The sequence below is a fragment of the Pseudomonas fluorescens group sp. PF-69 genome (assembly GCF_054481235.1).
In genome coordinates, this window is the sequence record NZ_JBTMNC010000001.1 from 4,705,147 (window position 1) to 4,718,574 (window position 13,428).

Sequence of the window (13,428 nt, forward strand, 5' to 3'; positions counted from 1 at the left end):
AGCTTGCTCGCGATGGTCGTCAAAGAAAACGCATGTTTATTGGATAAACGCGGTGGCCTTAAGTCCATCGCGAGCAAGCTCGCTCCTACAATTTCACTGCGGCCTTTTGTGTGAGCAGGCTATTTGCTTGGGGGCGCAGCCTGGAGTTTTTTCGCCATATCCAGGTGTTTTTCCAGCCCCGGCAGCATTTTTTGCGCGAAACCTTTGAGTTCCACCGCGCCTGTGGTCTTGTCGTCGGTGACCGTGTTGGCCTCTTTCTTGAACAACTCGATGGTCTGTTCGTGGGCCTTGACCTGGTTGTTGGCATACGCCGCGTCGAAGGACTCATCGCGCATGTCGAGGATTTTTTCCTTGGCCTGGTTGGTCAGTGTCGTGCTGTCCGGCACCTTGATGTCATTCTTTTTCGCAATGGCCGCCAGTTCGTCATTGGCCTTGGAATGATCGGTGATCATCATGTTGGCGAAGGCCTTGATGTCGGCCGAGCTGCTTTTTTCCAGGGCCAGCTTGCTGGCTTCGATCTCTGCGATGCCACCTGCGGCGGCGTGATCGACAAAGTCGTTGGAAGTCGCGGCGAAGGCCGTGCCCATGCCGGTGCTCAAGGCGACGGCCAGAGTGAGGTGGCGCAGGTTGAATCCGTCCATAGGTGCATCTCCACGCAATTTTCATGGGTGATCGGGATGATCGTTAAGCTGTGGAGGCTGGCAGGCGGGAAAAGGTTTTATTGCATTGGCCAAAGGACGACGAACGGACACCGCCGGTCTGACAGGTGGTCGACAGAACCGGTCAACCAAGGCCATTCTGATAGTTGGCGAGCGCAATCAGTCGCGTTTGCTGCCGATTAACAAACGGAGGTGTTCCATGCCGGTGCCACACGACCTTTATCAGGATCTGAAACGCTCAAAGGAAGAAATCCAGCACAAACGCACCAAGGATCCGTTATTGGATTCGCTGCTTAACAAGTATTCGCAGGCCGATGCCGAAGTGGTCAAGGCAGAACAGGCCAAGTCCAGTGATGACGCAGTGAAGAAGCTCAAGGAGACGCGCCTGATGGTCAAGGACAAGATCGTCAAACAACTCGAGTCGCCGTCCTGAAAGATCCCGTGAGCCGCCGACGACCGGTGGCTGAACAATTGGAACGGCGCTAACGACCGGCACCTCGAATGATCAGAGACCGTCATTACGGCGACAGACGAGGTGCCCCCATGACTCATCCAAAATTCCCCAGCGAAGAACAGGGTGGGTTCGATCCCATCCCCACCCATCCCGAGCCTTTGAGCCCGGGGCGCAATACCGTCGATCCTGAAGAAGAGCCCGGCCTCGACGAAGTGCCGGATGATGAGGCAGGCAAACCGCCGAAAAGGCGCGAGGGTATTGACCTGGATTCCGATTGACTCATATCCCTGTGGGAGCGGGCGTGCCCGCTGCTGCAATGTGATTGCGTTGTTATTGCAGCGCCGCGCTCAGCGGCAAACGCACCATGTGTTTTGCCTTCAGCGAGCCGAAATACAGCCAGTCGCCATATTCGCGCGCGGTCGTGATCGGTGAGTAGTTGCCGCTGCTGCTGTCCTGCAGGTTGGCAATGACCCTGCCTTCGACATCGAGCCCGAGGACGAAGGCGCGTTTCTCCACCGGTTTGGGCAGCACGGTCATGGCGCGGGCGATCACCTTGCGTATGAACGGATGGGCCGCCGTGGCGTCGAGCAAGGCGTTGCGCGGTGCGTACAGCGCCACCCAGAAACGGTCGTGACCATTGAACGCCAGGTTGTCGGGCAGGCCTGGCAAGTTATCGATGAACAGATCGTGGGTGCCTGCTTTGGGGCCGCTCAACCAGTAGCGGCTGATGCGATAGGCACCGGTTTCATTGACCAGCACATAGGCATCGTCCGGTCCGAGCGTCACGCCGTTGGCAAATTCCAGCTTGTCCAGCAGTACCGAGGTTTTGCCGGTCTGGAAGTCATACCGCAACAAGCGACCATCGCCACCGTGTTCGATGATCGCCTCACCATCCTTGCCGTAGCCGAAGCGGCTGGAGGCATCGCTGAAGTAGGCATAGTGCCCCGGCTTGTCGATGGCGACGTCGTCGGTGAAACCGAAGGGTAGGCCGTTGGCCTCTGTCGCCAAGGCCACCAGGCGACCTTGGGCGTCCAGCGACAGCAAACCCTTGACCGCATCAGCGATCACCAGCAAGCCGTTGGGGTGGCGCGCCAGGCCCAAGGGCCGGCCACCGGTATCGGCCAGGACCTTGGTGACCTTGCCGTCAAGGCTCGTGCGGATCACCCGGCCGTCCTGCAAACCGGTGATCAGCGTATCGCCTTCCAGCAGCAATGCTTCGGGGCCATCGATGTCCGCGGCGCCAACAGACTCCACGCCCTTGAGGCGCTGATTGTCGGCATAGGTGCCACTGGTGAGCGATGGCGCGGGAGCTGGCGTCCAGGCCACGGGTTTAACCCTGGTTGGCATCAGCAGCAAGAAGCCAGCAACGACAATGACCACCAGCAGCAAGCCATGGCGAAACCGGACCGGGCGACTCACGCGCGGACTTCCGACAGGGCCAGGTGTTTTTCCGCCATCTCGCGCAGCGCCAGCATCGAGGCCGCCGACTCATGATCGATGCGGCGCTTGAGCAACAACCGATTGGCAAGGCGCATTGCGACGCCACTGAACTGATACTCCAGCGTGCGCACAAACCGCGTGCCGTCGCCTGCGGCTTCACATTCGTAAGTCAGTACCAGCGACAATCCATGGTCGCCGAGCGCCTGGGCACGCCAGCGCAAGCCAGGCAGGTATTCATCGACGACCCAACGCAAATGCCCGTCGCGCCCACCGGCGCGAATGTCTTCCTCGAACCGCGCGCCGGCGTGCAGCGGGCCCTTTTGTCCGTTGATCCTGAGGGACGATGGATGCCACTGCGGCCAGTGGCTCACGTTGCTGGCGTACGCCAGCACGGCAAAGGGCGTTCCGGCGATCTCGATCTGATGCTGCATGCGGGTCATGGGCGTGCTCGTCGGCTGTGGGATTGCCGGCTCCGGCTCCCAGTAGAGGGTGCCGAACAGGTAATCCATCAATGGAAAAACGATATTGAAGTTACGTTCCTGCATCAACTCACGGCGGTGATGCAGCTCATGCAGGCGCCGCATCTGGCGGACCCAAGGCAGGCGCGTCAGCGGGTTGTGCGGCGGTAGATGCTCGCAGGCATGGAACACTTCATAGGCCAGGTAACCGAGGACCAGGAAACCGCCGACCAGCCCGGCAACGTTGACGTCCACTTGCATGAGCAGCCACCAGAGGGGCAGGGTGATGAGCAGGGTGTGCAACACGATCAGCCAGGCCGGAAACAGAATCACCCGCCAGTCACGGGCGCTGTCATAAGTCATGTGGCCCGGCGCGAAAAAACTGTGATGGTCGCCGCTATGGCGGGCATAGAACAATCGCGCGTAACTTTTTTTCTGATGGCCCAGGTGCCGATGCACGCAGTACACGCCGAAGTTGAAGAACAACAAGGTCAGAGGCACCGCCAGCCATTCTGTCGGTTGCACCTGGTGCACAGTGCTCCAGAAAACGGCCATGGCGAACACGCCGAACAGCAGCACGAAGGTGCCGTGAAGCCAGGGGTTGTAGCGCGGATGGATGTTGGCGCGGTAGCGGCTGCGGAATGCTTCGGTGGTCTGCCTCACTGCAATCACCTGTCGTTATCGTTATCTCCAGCAGCGTAGACGATCCCGGCGTATTGGCTGGAGAACCTCGACGACACAAGTGCCACGATCCGGTGCAAGGCGTATTCAGGTCAACGGGTTCCAGCGTTGCGACCAGTCTTCATCGGACTGGATGACGTCGCGCAGCAGGTCGAAGGCCCTTTGCAAGGTCGGCGAGTCGCGGTCGCGGGAGTAAACCAGATAGGTCGGGTAACTGAACTCCGGTGCTTTCGGGACTTGTTCCAGTACACCGCTTTCCAGGTAACTGCGCACGACACGGGTACGGAAATAGCCGCTGCCGCCGTTTTCCAGAATGTATTGCAGGCCCAGCGGGCCGAGATTGAAACTCAGGGCGGCTTTGGCTTTTTCCGGCAGCGCGGCATCGTGCCGGCGCCGGAAGTCCTGGCCCCAGTCAATGTAGACGTAAGGTTCGGCACGACCGGGCAGGCGCACAAGGACGAGCTTTTCCTCCAGCACCTGCTCGACCTGAAGCCGCGGCCAGTACTCGGGCTGATAGACCAGCGCCGCGTCCAGTACCCCCAGTTCCAACTGGCGCAACAGGTTTTCGCCGTCGCGGATTTCCATGCGCAGGGCGTGGCTGGGGATTTTCTCGCGCAACTCGCCGGCCCAGCTGAGCATCAACGGGTTGCACAGACTGACCTCGCCGCCGATGTGCAATACATCGCGGTAACCCTCGGGCAACGGCAAGTCCCGCCGTGCGGCCTCCCAGGTTTCCACCAGTTGATTGGCATACACCACGAAGGCTTCGCCGTTTGGCGTGAGGCGGGCACCGGCGCGGTTGCGCACGAACAGGATACTGCCCAGCTGGCTTTCGAGTTTTTGTACCCGTGCGGTGATCGCGGTCTGGGTGACGTGGAGCTTCTCGGCCGCTGCGGCAAGGCTGCCGTGGCGGACGATTTCCAGAAAGGTGCGGGCGAGATCGATGTCCATGGTGTGGTCGGTTCGAGAGGTGCACGCATTGTAAGAGTCTCGGTGGTCCGCCGATACCCTGGACTGATCCCTGCCATAAGAGGCGCAATTTGTGGGAGCGAGCCTGCTCGCGAAGGCGTCGTGTCAGCCGACATCAATGTTCAATGACACATTGCTTTCGCGAGCAGGCTCGCTCCCACCAATTGGATTGGTGGTGTTGGCGAGATCGTCGTTTAAAACGCAAAACACGAACAGCCAAACGCTCCCCAGAACCCACGGAAGTCACTGACCGGCGCATTCGACAGGCGCGCACGTTCGTGACTGTGCGCATGTACCGCGCACGCGCCGACACACTGATGGACCTGTGCCGTCAGCGGCGCCAGCGGCTTCCAGTGACCAGGCACCTTGGCCAGCGGTGACCATTCGGGCACCACGGGGATCGGTGGCGGCCCGAGCTTCTCGAATTCGACGCTGCCGTACACGATCTTGCCGTCGACGATGGTCAGCACCGCTTCGATGCCTTTGATGCCTTCGTCCTCGATGTGGAAATAGTCCGCCGACAGCGCAATCAGGTCCGCCAATTGCCCGACCTTGATCTGGCCTTTCTTGCCCTGTTCAGACGAGAACCAGGCGCTGCCATGGGTGAACAGCTCCAGCGCGGTGTCGCGGCTCAGGCCTTGGGGGTGAAGTGCCAGCCCACCGACAGTCCGGCCGCTGACCAGCCAATAGAGCGAAGTCCACGGGTTGTAACTGGATACCCGTGTGGCGTCGGTGCCAGCACCCACCGGCACGCCTTCGGCCAACATCCGGGCAATCGGCGGCGTATGTTCAGCCGCTTTGGCACCATAGCGGTCGACGAAGTATTCGCCCTGGAACGCCATGCGATCCTGAATCGCGATGCCGCCGCCAAGGGCTTTGACCCGCTCGATGTTACGCGGTGTGATGGTTTCGGCGTGGTCGAAAAACCACGGCAAACCGGCGAATGGAATGTCGCGATTGACCTTCTCGAACACATCGAGCATGCGGCTGATGGATTCGTTGTAAGTGGCGTGCAGGCGGAATGGCCAGCGTTGTTCAACCAGGTGTCGAACCACGGGTTCCAGATCCTGTTCCATGCTGGATGGCAGGTCGGGGCGAGGTTCAAGGAAGTCTTCGAAGTCGGCGGCGGAGAACGCCAGCATCTCCCCGGCACCGTTGTGCCGCAGGAAATCGTCGCCCTGACCGTAGTGCGAGGTACTGGTCCAGTTCTTGAAGTCGGTCAGCTCTTCCTTGGGCTTTTGGGTGAACAGGTTATAGGCGATGCGTACGGTGAGTTGTTGCTCCTTGGCCAGTTGCTGGATGACTTGATAGTCGTCCGGGTAATTCTGATAACCGCCGCCGGCATCGATCGCACTGGTGACGCCCAGACGATTGAGTTCGCGCATGAACTGACGTGTGGAGTTCACTTGATATTCCAGCGGCAGCTTCGGACCCTTGGCCAGGGTCGAATACAGAATCATCGCGTTGGGGCGGGCGATCAGCATGCCGGTGGGGTCGCCGTTGGCGTCCCGCTGGATTTCGCCGCCCGCAGGGTTTGGCGTGTCGCGGGTATAGCCGACCACTTTCAGCGCGGCCCGGTTGAGCAATGCGCGGTCGTACAGATGCAGGACGAATACCGGGGTATCGGGTGCGGCCTTGTTCAGTTCATCGAGGGTCGGCAGGCGTTTTTCGGCGAACTGGAATTCGCTCCAGCCGCCCACCACCCGTACCCATTGCGGCGTGGGCGTGCGGTCAGCTTGATCCTTGAGCATGCGCAGGGCATCGACCAGTGACGGCACGCCTTCCCAGCGCAGTTCGAGGTTGTAGTTGAGACCGCCACGGATCAGGTGCAAGTGTGAGTCGTTGAGGCCGGGCACGACCGTACGACCGTGCAGGTCGACGACTTGCGTGGCCGGCCCCTGCAAGGCCATGGCCTGGGCATCGCTGCCGACCACCACGAAGCGCCCGTCCTTGATCGCCACGGCACTGGCCTGGGGTTTCTTGCGGTCAACGGTGTGCAGGCGTCCGTTGTACAAAATGAGATCGGCGGGGGTGTCGGGCATGGTTTTACTCCCTGCAAGCAGCGGGCTGATCCAGGCGCCTATGGCACCTGCCGAAAGGCCTTGCAGTACACTTCGGCGATTGACGCCGTGGTGGTCGTCAGGTGGGCTCATGGCAGTGCTCCGCGCAAAAGGATCGAGGGGCAATCGGTCGGTGTCTGACGCATGCGGCCACAAGAAATATAGACGGCAATTCCATGGCTGAACGTTTCTTTGCCCCGGAAACGACGAATCCCGCCACTAGGGGCGGGATTCGTTGGCAATCAGGTGTGCTCCCGAAGAGTGGGAGCGACAGGCTTAGCTCGGGAACAGCTCGGACAGTTTCATTGCCAGCATCATGTCGCCTTCAGCGCGCAGTTTGCCGCCCATGAACGCTTGCATGCCGTCGGTTTCGCCGCTGACGATGCCTTCCAGGGTTGCGCCGTCCATCACCAGGGTGACCTGGGCGTCCGGGTTCTCGCCTTCTTTGAGCTCGCAGGTGCTGTCTTTGACAACCAGCGAGAAGTTCTTGGTGTCGTCGATGCGGAAACCGAAAACCAGGTCCAGACCGGCAGCGGCGGCTGGGTTGAACTTGGCTTTCATTGCTTGTACGACATCAGCTACGGAGGTCATGGTTCGATCCTTTCTTGGGTAATAGGAGCAGGGTAATTACAGCCAGGGTCACAATAGTCCGGACTCAACGAAACGTGATGAGTTCCGGGGCCTTCAGCAGTTGCAGGTGTGCATGACTGTTGAAGGAAGCCAGTGCCACCTCGCGACCACGAAACTTCAGGTGGTTGAGCGAGGTGTTGACGATTTGCCAGTTCAGTTCAAAAGCCTGCTTTGCAGGCATGTGCGTGATGAGGTGGAGCAGGGCAGTGATGGTGCCGCCGGAAGTGAACACGGCGATTTTCTGGTTATTGTCGGCCTGTTCGAGAATCCGGTTCAGACCGGCCTGCACACGCTCGACAAAGCCTGACCAGCTTTCCAGACCCGGAGTGTCAAAAGTGCCGGCGAGCCAGCGCTCGATGATCAGGGCGAATATACGCTGGAACTCCGCGCGGTTTTGCGCGGCATTGCGCAGGATGTCCAATGCTTCCGGTTCGTCCGGCAACATGGCCGGGAGCAGGGCGCGGATCACCGCGTCGGCGTCGAACTCATTGAAGGCGGAATCGGTTTCCAGGATCGGGACCGGCAGGCCTGCGGCGGCAAACTGTTCCAGCGCACTGTTGGCCGTGTGTTGCTGGCGGCGCAGGTCGCCGGACAGGCATCGATCGAAGCGGATGCCGAGTTCTGCCAGGTGTTGACCGAGGATTTCCGCCTGGCGAATACCGGTGGGCGACAGGACGTCATAGTCGTCTGCACCAAAGGAGGCCTGGCCATGTCGAATCAAATAGATACTGCCCACGTCCGCGTCGTCCCGGTACGTTGAAGGTTCGGCGAGGTTATGAGGATGGCGGTGAGCTGTCAATGAAAAAACATACGCTTGTTTGAAATGCTCGTTAGACGCCCGTTGCCAGAGGTTTCACAGCTGGCCGCAAGGACGGCGCATGGGTATGCTGGAGTTATCCGCGCGCGTTCATGCCGCGCATCGTTTGAGGAGTCCCTGTGGAGTTTTTCACCGAGTACGCCAGTTTTCTGGCCAAGACCGTGACCCTGGTGATCGCCATTCTGGTGGTCCTGGCCAGTTTTGCGGCACTGCGCAGCAAAGGTCGACGCAAGGCTGCCGGGCAGTTGCAAGTCAGCAAGCTCAATGATTTCTACAAAGGCCTGCGCGAGCGCCTGGAGCAGACCTTGCTCGACAAGGACCAGCTCAAGGCCTTGCGCAAGTCCCAGGCTAAGACCGAGAAAAAGCAGAAGAAAAAAACCGAGGCCAAACCCCGGGTATTCGTGCTGGATTTCGATGGCGACATCAAGGCGTCGGCGACTGAAAGCCTGCGTCATGAAATTACCGCACTGCTGACCCTCGCCACACCCAAGGATGAAGTCGTACTGCGCCTGGAAAGCGGCGGTGGCATGGTCCACAGCTATGGCCTGGCTTCCTCGCAACTGGCGCGTATCCGTGAAGCGGGCGTGCCGTTGACCGTCTGCATCGACAAGGTTGCGGCCAGCGGTGGCTACATGATGGCGTGCATCGGCCAGAAGATCATCAGCGCACCCTTCGCGATTCTTGGCTCCATCGGCGTGGTGGCGCAGTTGCCCAACGTCAATCGCCTGCTGAAAAAGCATGACATCGACTTCGAAGTGCTCACTGCCGGTGAATACAAACGCACCCTGACCGTGTTTGGCGAAAACACCGAGAAGGGGCGGGAGAAATTCCAGGAAGACCTGGATATCACCCATCAACTGTTCAAGAATTTTGTCTCGCGCTACCGCCCGCAACTGGCTATCGACGAGGTGGCCACCGGTGAAATCTGGCTGGGTGTCGCGGCATTGGAAAAGCAACTGGTGGACGAACTGAAGACCAGTGACGAGTATCTGGCCGAACGCGCCAAGCAGTCCGAGCTTTATCACCTGCACTACGCCGAACGTAAGAGCCTGCAAGAGCGTATCGGCATGGCGGCCAGCAGTTCGGTCGATCGCGTTCTGCTGAGCTGGTGGAGCCGCTTGACCCAACAGCGCTTCTGGTAACACATCGACAGGCATCGAACCGGGGCATTTGCCCCGGTTTTTTTTCGCCTGGCAATCAGCAGGGTTGTCCTCCAGAACGTGGCGAATTCTCCGAGGTCAGGAGTCGATCCGTCCTGCTTTCGAGGGCGTGGCGGAGGGTTATGTTGGTGTTCCCAATGTTTGCCATGGAATGCACATGAATGACCAACCGCGTGACCCTCACATTGCGCTCGCCACAACTGATCGACCGATGCACGAAGTACTGAATTCACTGGTGAGCGGCGCCTTGCCGCAATCTCCCGAGCAATTCGGCACGCAACTGATCCGGAAAAAATGGGGCGAGAACATCGACCCGCAGACGGCGCGGCTGGTAACACTGGATTACCACTATAGGGGACATCCGCCGCAGGGCGGGGTCGAGCAAGGTCAGGTCGCGAGCTCTCAAACGCTGGTACAGGCGTTGCTGTCCAATTATCAAACCGTCGGTGACGGCCGTTTCGCCGAAACCGTTTTCGGTCTTTACACACCGCCCGACGTCGGCCCGTCCATTCGCATTGTCCAGAACGTCGATGAATTTGCTGACCACGGCAATGGCAACCATCACACTTACGAAGGCATCTATCGGCAAACCGTGCCGCAGGTCTATGGGCCGACCACGCAAGTCGCGCTCAGGCCATCGGACTTCAAACAGTGGGTGTGGGAGCTGAATCTGAAAACCCGCTATCAGGCCTACCTTGAAAACGCCTGGCCTTCGGATGAGCAGATCGCCGGTGCGGCGCCTTGCGACCTGAGGACTTCGACCAAGGCAGCCTTCGTCATGAGTGCGTTCCTGCAACACCAGGAAGGCAGTTTGACCCAGCAAGGGCTGGCGCTGATGGCGTGCGGTTTGCCGGACCGGCAGACCTGGGACGCACTGACCATCACTCAATTGAATGCAGCCACCCGCGCCCATTCGCCCGTCGTCGCCGGTCGCCTGACGATCTACCGTTACACCTCGACCGATCTCTGGTGTTTTCGCCAGCGCACCCGCTCCGGGGTCTTGCTGTACATCCCGGGCAACTCCTCGCCGCTGCATGAATTCGTCGACATCCAGCACTTGCGCCAATGGATCGTCGCCCAAGGAAAAGTGGCCGAGACAGGGCAGGCGTTGGCCATGCACTTTGCCGAAGATGATCGGCAAGACGGCACCTTCCATGCGGGCGTGTTGACTGCGCTGGAGGGCATGGCGGTGTTCCCAGGGGAGCACTGGTTGAAAAAGAACGCCGGGTTTTTCAACAATGACGGGTTCTGGGACCCGCAGGACTATGTGGGCATTGAGCGTTCACCCGCGGCCACTGACCCGTTCGCTGAATTGGTGCTGACCATGAAGCAGGCGGCCATGGCCAGCGTCAACACCATCCGTGATGATGCCCAGGTCAATCGGGACGACTTGAGCGCGGTGGTGGAGCCGCTCGTACAGTGGATCAACCGCCTGGGCCCTTTGGCGTTGTTCATTCCTGGAGGCGAGGGCGTACTGGTGCTGGCCGGGATCATCGACGCCGGTTATGGCATCAACCAGGCCGTCAACGGTGAAACCCCGGAGAAGCGTTCGGAAGGTGTGTCACGCACGATTTTCGGCTTGCTCAATGCGCTTCCGCTGGCCAGATCGATTGCCGCACTCAAGGTCGAGGGCCGAGTGGCCGAAACTCTTCACGACGCATCTGAGCCGAGCAGTGAATCGAGCCTCCAGCCACTGACCGATACAACGCTTCAACCCGTCTCCGCGCCAGCCCTGACGTCACCTGCGACTCGCCTGGAACTCATGCGCGGCGTGTGTGCACCGTTCGCGTCTTTCAGCGACGAGGTCCTGGGCCAGATTGCCCGGGTGAGTACGGTTAACGATGACATGTTGCGTCTGATGCAGACGGGGCGCCCGCCGACTCCGCTGCTGGCCGATACCATTGCCCGCTTCAAGCTTGACCATGAGCTTGAGGCGACAGCCGATCCGACGACTCGCGCCAGTTTATTCAACTCCCGTTATCAGGCACTCCAGCACTCGGATCATGAATGGGTCCGCTTGTTCCAGCTCGAGTACCCCGGTTTGCCGAAAGCGGTTGTGGAGCAAATCCTCGACCGTTCGGGCGTGGAGATCGAAGGGCCGGTCGATGCTGCCGAAGCGGTGAGGGTGCTCAGGCGGCTGGACGACAAAGCGCGTGAGTATCAGCAGCATGTCAGGCTCAACCGGGCCTATGAAGGTCTGTACTTGCGCTCGATTGTCCACCCCGAATCCGATGTCCTGGCCTTGCATTCTCTGGCGCGGTTACCTGGGTGGCCGACATCCTTGCGCATCGAGGTGCTGGAAGGAGCTGAGGGTGGTCGGCTGCTGGATCGCTGCGGCCCGCTTGATGCGCCGGATTGCCGACGCTTGATCAAGGTCGCGGATCGCTATTGGCCTTCTGCGGCGTTGAAACCTGGCCGTGACGGCTCGGACTTGTTCACTGCGCTGGTCGACCTGTTGTCCGTCGAAGAGCGCACCGCGCTGTCATTGCGTGCATCCGACCCGACAGGCGAGTTGCGCCTGCGCCTGGGTGAGCGAACATTGAGCCGTACTGAATTGATGCTCGGCCTGGGCAGGATGGATTCGAAATTGCCTTTCGAATCCCCTGGACTTCGTGGCGGCGGTTTTCCAGATACGCCCCAGGGAGCGTCCCTGAGCCGTGAAGTCGTGCGCTTGCAGGTCAGGGATATTTACCCTGATTTCACCGATGCCCAGGTCGACGAGCTGTTGGCGGGCGCCGGTGCCGGGGCTCAGGCGCTGCTGGAGCGCCTTACCCTGCAATTGCGACAACTGCATACCGATCTGGTGCATTGGGTCGAACAGACCGTGTCGGACCTCGATGACATGGATCTGGATTTTCTTGCCGTTGGCGATGAAGGTGCCGTGGGCATGACCCCTCAGCAGGTGGCGGCGCACAATGCTGAAATGCTGGAGCACGTGATCGAGTACGAGCGTGAAACCAGGATAGAGCTTGCCAACGAATTGATGCTCATCTGGCAGAAGTGCCCGCCCGAGGCCAGTAGAGTCATGTCCGACGGGGCATTGGTCGGCTACCGGCTCGATCTGGCCTTTGAGGACTACCATCGCTTGCCGGTGATGAACGTTCGATTCGATGAAGTCGTCGAACTGTCGATGCAGGGGCTGCACCTGGTCGAACGCGAGAGTCTCAACGGGTTTCTGGAGAGTTTCCCTAACCTGCGCACGTTGAATCTGGAGCGACTCGACCTGCGTCTGCCCAACACGAATGGCGTGCTGGAAGGGCGTTTGCCGCCCGCGATCCTGCAAATGAAGCGGCTCACTTCGCTGAACCTCAAGTCGACGTTTCTGGAGTTCAAGGAGCACACGGCTGCGCAATTGAGCGACCTTACCAGCTTGCAGAGCCTGGACCTGAGCGATAACCCTTTGGCCGTTGCGCCTGTCGTTTTGGGGATGAAGGCGCTACGCGTGCTGAAACTGAGCAATACCGGCATCAGTCACTGCCCGATCGGCATCGTCGATGAGCCATTCATGACTTCGCTGGACTTGCGTCATAACCGCATCAGCCGGGTTCCCCAGGCGATATTGAACCAGGCAGTCTCCCGGGATCGGGTCTGGCTCTGGGACAACCCGCTGACGGATGAAGATTCCCTGTTGCGTCTGGTCCATCACCGTGAGCGGACCGGCATCAATCTATGGCTAAGCCAGCCGGGTGAGGGGTATGGCAGTGCCACGCCGTGGCTACAAGAGGGTGATGAAGTGTTGCGGGCTGCGCGGCAGCAGATCTGGCAACGGCTGGCCGCCAAACCAGTGGGCGACGCGTTTCTGCGTGTTATCGATGGCTTGAGCCTGACGGCGGATTTCCAGGTGGGTTACCTGATCCTGCAAGCGCGGGTATGGCGACTGCTGCAGGCCGCGGAGGCTTCAGAGGAGCTGTGGGGCTGGCTGCGCCAGTGCATGGAAGCAAGGACGCCCGATGCGGAAAATCCGTTCAGGCTGTTCACTGTTCTGGAGGACCGGGTGCGGCTGTATGTGGACTGGGTTGCCTTGGGGCGGCCCATACCAATGGCCAACTTTCCGAATCGCTAATCGGAAGTAAAACGCCTTGAACCCCGCAAAGGGTTCA

At 60.0% G+C, this 13,428-nt stretch carries 11 protein-coding genes; 4 read left to right on the forward strand and 7 right to left on the reverse strand.

Going from position 1 to position 13,428, the window contains the following annotated elements; translation table 11 throughout:
• Positions 1-119 precede the first annotated feature (119 nt).
• Entirely contained in the window at positions 120-641 is a 522-nt protein-coding gene (locus tag ACX3YF_RS22255) for a DUF4142 domain-containing protein (protein ID WP_458974263.1), read from the reverse strand.
• 217 nt (positions 642-858) lie between these two features.
• On the opposite strand from ACX3YF_RS22255, the gene ACX3YF_RS22260 reads away from it, so the two are divergent.
• Together ACX3YF_RS22260 and ACX3YF_RS22265 are read left to right on the forward strand one after the other, a co-directional pair.
• Positions 859-1,092 carry a DUF465 domain-containing protein gene (locus ACX3YF_RS22260; RefSeq protein ID WP_130204079.1) on the forward strand — a complete coding sequence of 78 codons (234 nt, stop codon included), beginning with the start codon at positions 859-861 and terminating at the stop codon, positions 1,090-1,092.
• A 110-nt stretch (positions 1,093-1,202) separates the two neighbouring features.
• Positions 1,203-1,391, forward strand: coding sequence for a hypothetical protein (locus tag ACX3YF_RS22265; protein WP_130204078.1), 189 nt, complete (start codon positions 1,203-1,205; stop codon positions 1,389-1,391).
• Positions 1,392-1,443: 52 nt separating this feature from the next.
• Here the strand turns inward: ACX3YF_RS22265 and ACX3YF_RS22270 are convergent, their stop codons facing one another.
• The 6 genes from ACX3YF_RS22270 to ACX3YF_RS22295 form a co-directional block, all read right to left on the reverse strand.
• Positions 1,444-2,532, reverse strand: coding sequence for an SMP-30/gluconolactonase/LRE family protein (locus tag ACX3YF_RS22270; RefSeq protein WP_458974264.1), 1,089 nt, complete (start codon positions 2,530-2,532; stop codon positions 1,444-1,446).
• A complete protein-coding gene (locus tag ACX3YF_RS22275; RefSeq protein WP_288101348.1) occupies positions 2,529-3,674 on the reverse strand; it encodes a sterol desaturase/SRPBCC family protein in 1,146 nt (381 codons plus the stop codon). Before ACX3YF_RS22275 ends, ACX3YF_RS22270 begins: the two co-directional genes overlap by 4 nt.
• Positions 3,675-3,779: 105 nt before the next feature.
• Positions 3,780-4,643, reverse strand: coding sequence for a LysR family transcriptional regulator (locus tag ACX3YF_RS22280; RefSeq protein WP_130204075.1), 864 nt, complete (start codon positions 4,641-4,643; stop codon positions 3,780-3,782).
• Between the two features lie 212 nt (positions 4,644-4,855).
• Positions 4,856-6,703, reverse strand: a complete 1,848-nt coding sequence (locus ACX3YF_RS22285) for an amidohydrolase (protein WP_458974265.1) — start codon at positions 6,701-6,703, stop codon at positions 4,856-4,858.
• A gap of 294 nt (positions 6,704-6,997) precedes the next feature.
• Positions 6,998-7,312 (reverse strand): SCP2 sterol-binding domain-containing protein, encoded by a 315-nt coding sequence (locus tag ACX3YF_RS22290; RefSeq protein WP_130204073.1) that lies wholly within the window; start codon positions 7,310-7,312, stop codon positions 6,998-7,000.
• Between the two features lie 64 nt (positions 7,313-7,376).
• The gene (locus ACX3YF_RS22295; RefSeq protein WP_130204072.1) at positions 7,377-8,087 is read right to left on the reverse strand and encodes a histidine phosphatase family protein; all 711 of its coding nucleotides are present in this window, start codon (positions 8,085-8,087) and stop codon (positions 7,377-7,379) included.
• Positions 8,088-8,287: 200 nt separating this feature from the next.
• On the opposite strand from ACX3YF_RS22295, the gene sohB reads away from it, so the two are divergent.
• Together sohB and ACX3YF_RS22305 are read left to right on the forward strand one after the other, a co-directional pair.
• A complete protein-coding gene (sohB, locus tag ACX3YF_RS22300; protein ID WP_130204071.1) occupies positions 8,288-9,310 on the forward strand; it encodes a protease SohB in 1,023 nt (340 codons plus the stop codon).
• A gap of 175 nt (positions 9,311-9,485) precedes the next feature.
• A complete protein-coding gene (locus ACX3YF_RS22305) occupies positions 9,486-13,391 on the forward strand; it encodes a dermonecrotic toxin domain-containing protein (protein WP_458974266.1) in 3,906 nt (1,301 codons plus the stop codon).
• Positions 13,392-13,428: the final 37 nt, after the last annotated feature.

Bases quoted from the DNA above. Each gene is read 5' to 3' on its own strand.
- ACX3YF_RS22285 (WP_458974265.1), bottom strand. From the start codon at position 6,703: ATGCCCGACACCCCCGCCGATCTCATTTTGTACAACGGACGCCTGCAC.
- ACX3YF_RS22290 (WP_130204073.1), bottom strand. From the start codon at position 7,312: ATGACCTCCGTAGCTGATGTCGTACAAGCAATGAAAGCCAAGTTCAAC.
- ACX3YF_RS22260 (WP_130204079.1), top strand. From the start codon at position 859: ATGCCGGTGCCACACGACCTTTATCAGGATCTGAAACGCTCAAAGGAA.
- ACX3YF_RS22280 (WP_130204075.1), bottom strand. From the start codon at position 4,643: ATGGACATCGATCTCGCCCGCACCTTTCTGGAAATCGTCCGCCACGGC.
- ACX3YF_RS22255 (WP_458974263.1), bottom strand. From the start codon at position 641: ATGGACGGATTCAACCTGCGCCACCTCACTCTGGCCGTCGCCTTGAGC.
- ACX3YF_RS22305 (WP_458974266.1), top strand. From the start codon at position 9,486: ATGAATGACCAACCGCGTGACCCTCACATTGCGCTCGCCACAACTGAT.
- ACX3YF_RS22265 (WP_130204078.1), top strand. From the start codon at position 1,203: ATGACTCATCCAAAATTCCCCAGCGAAGAACAGGGTGGGTTCGATCCC.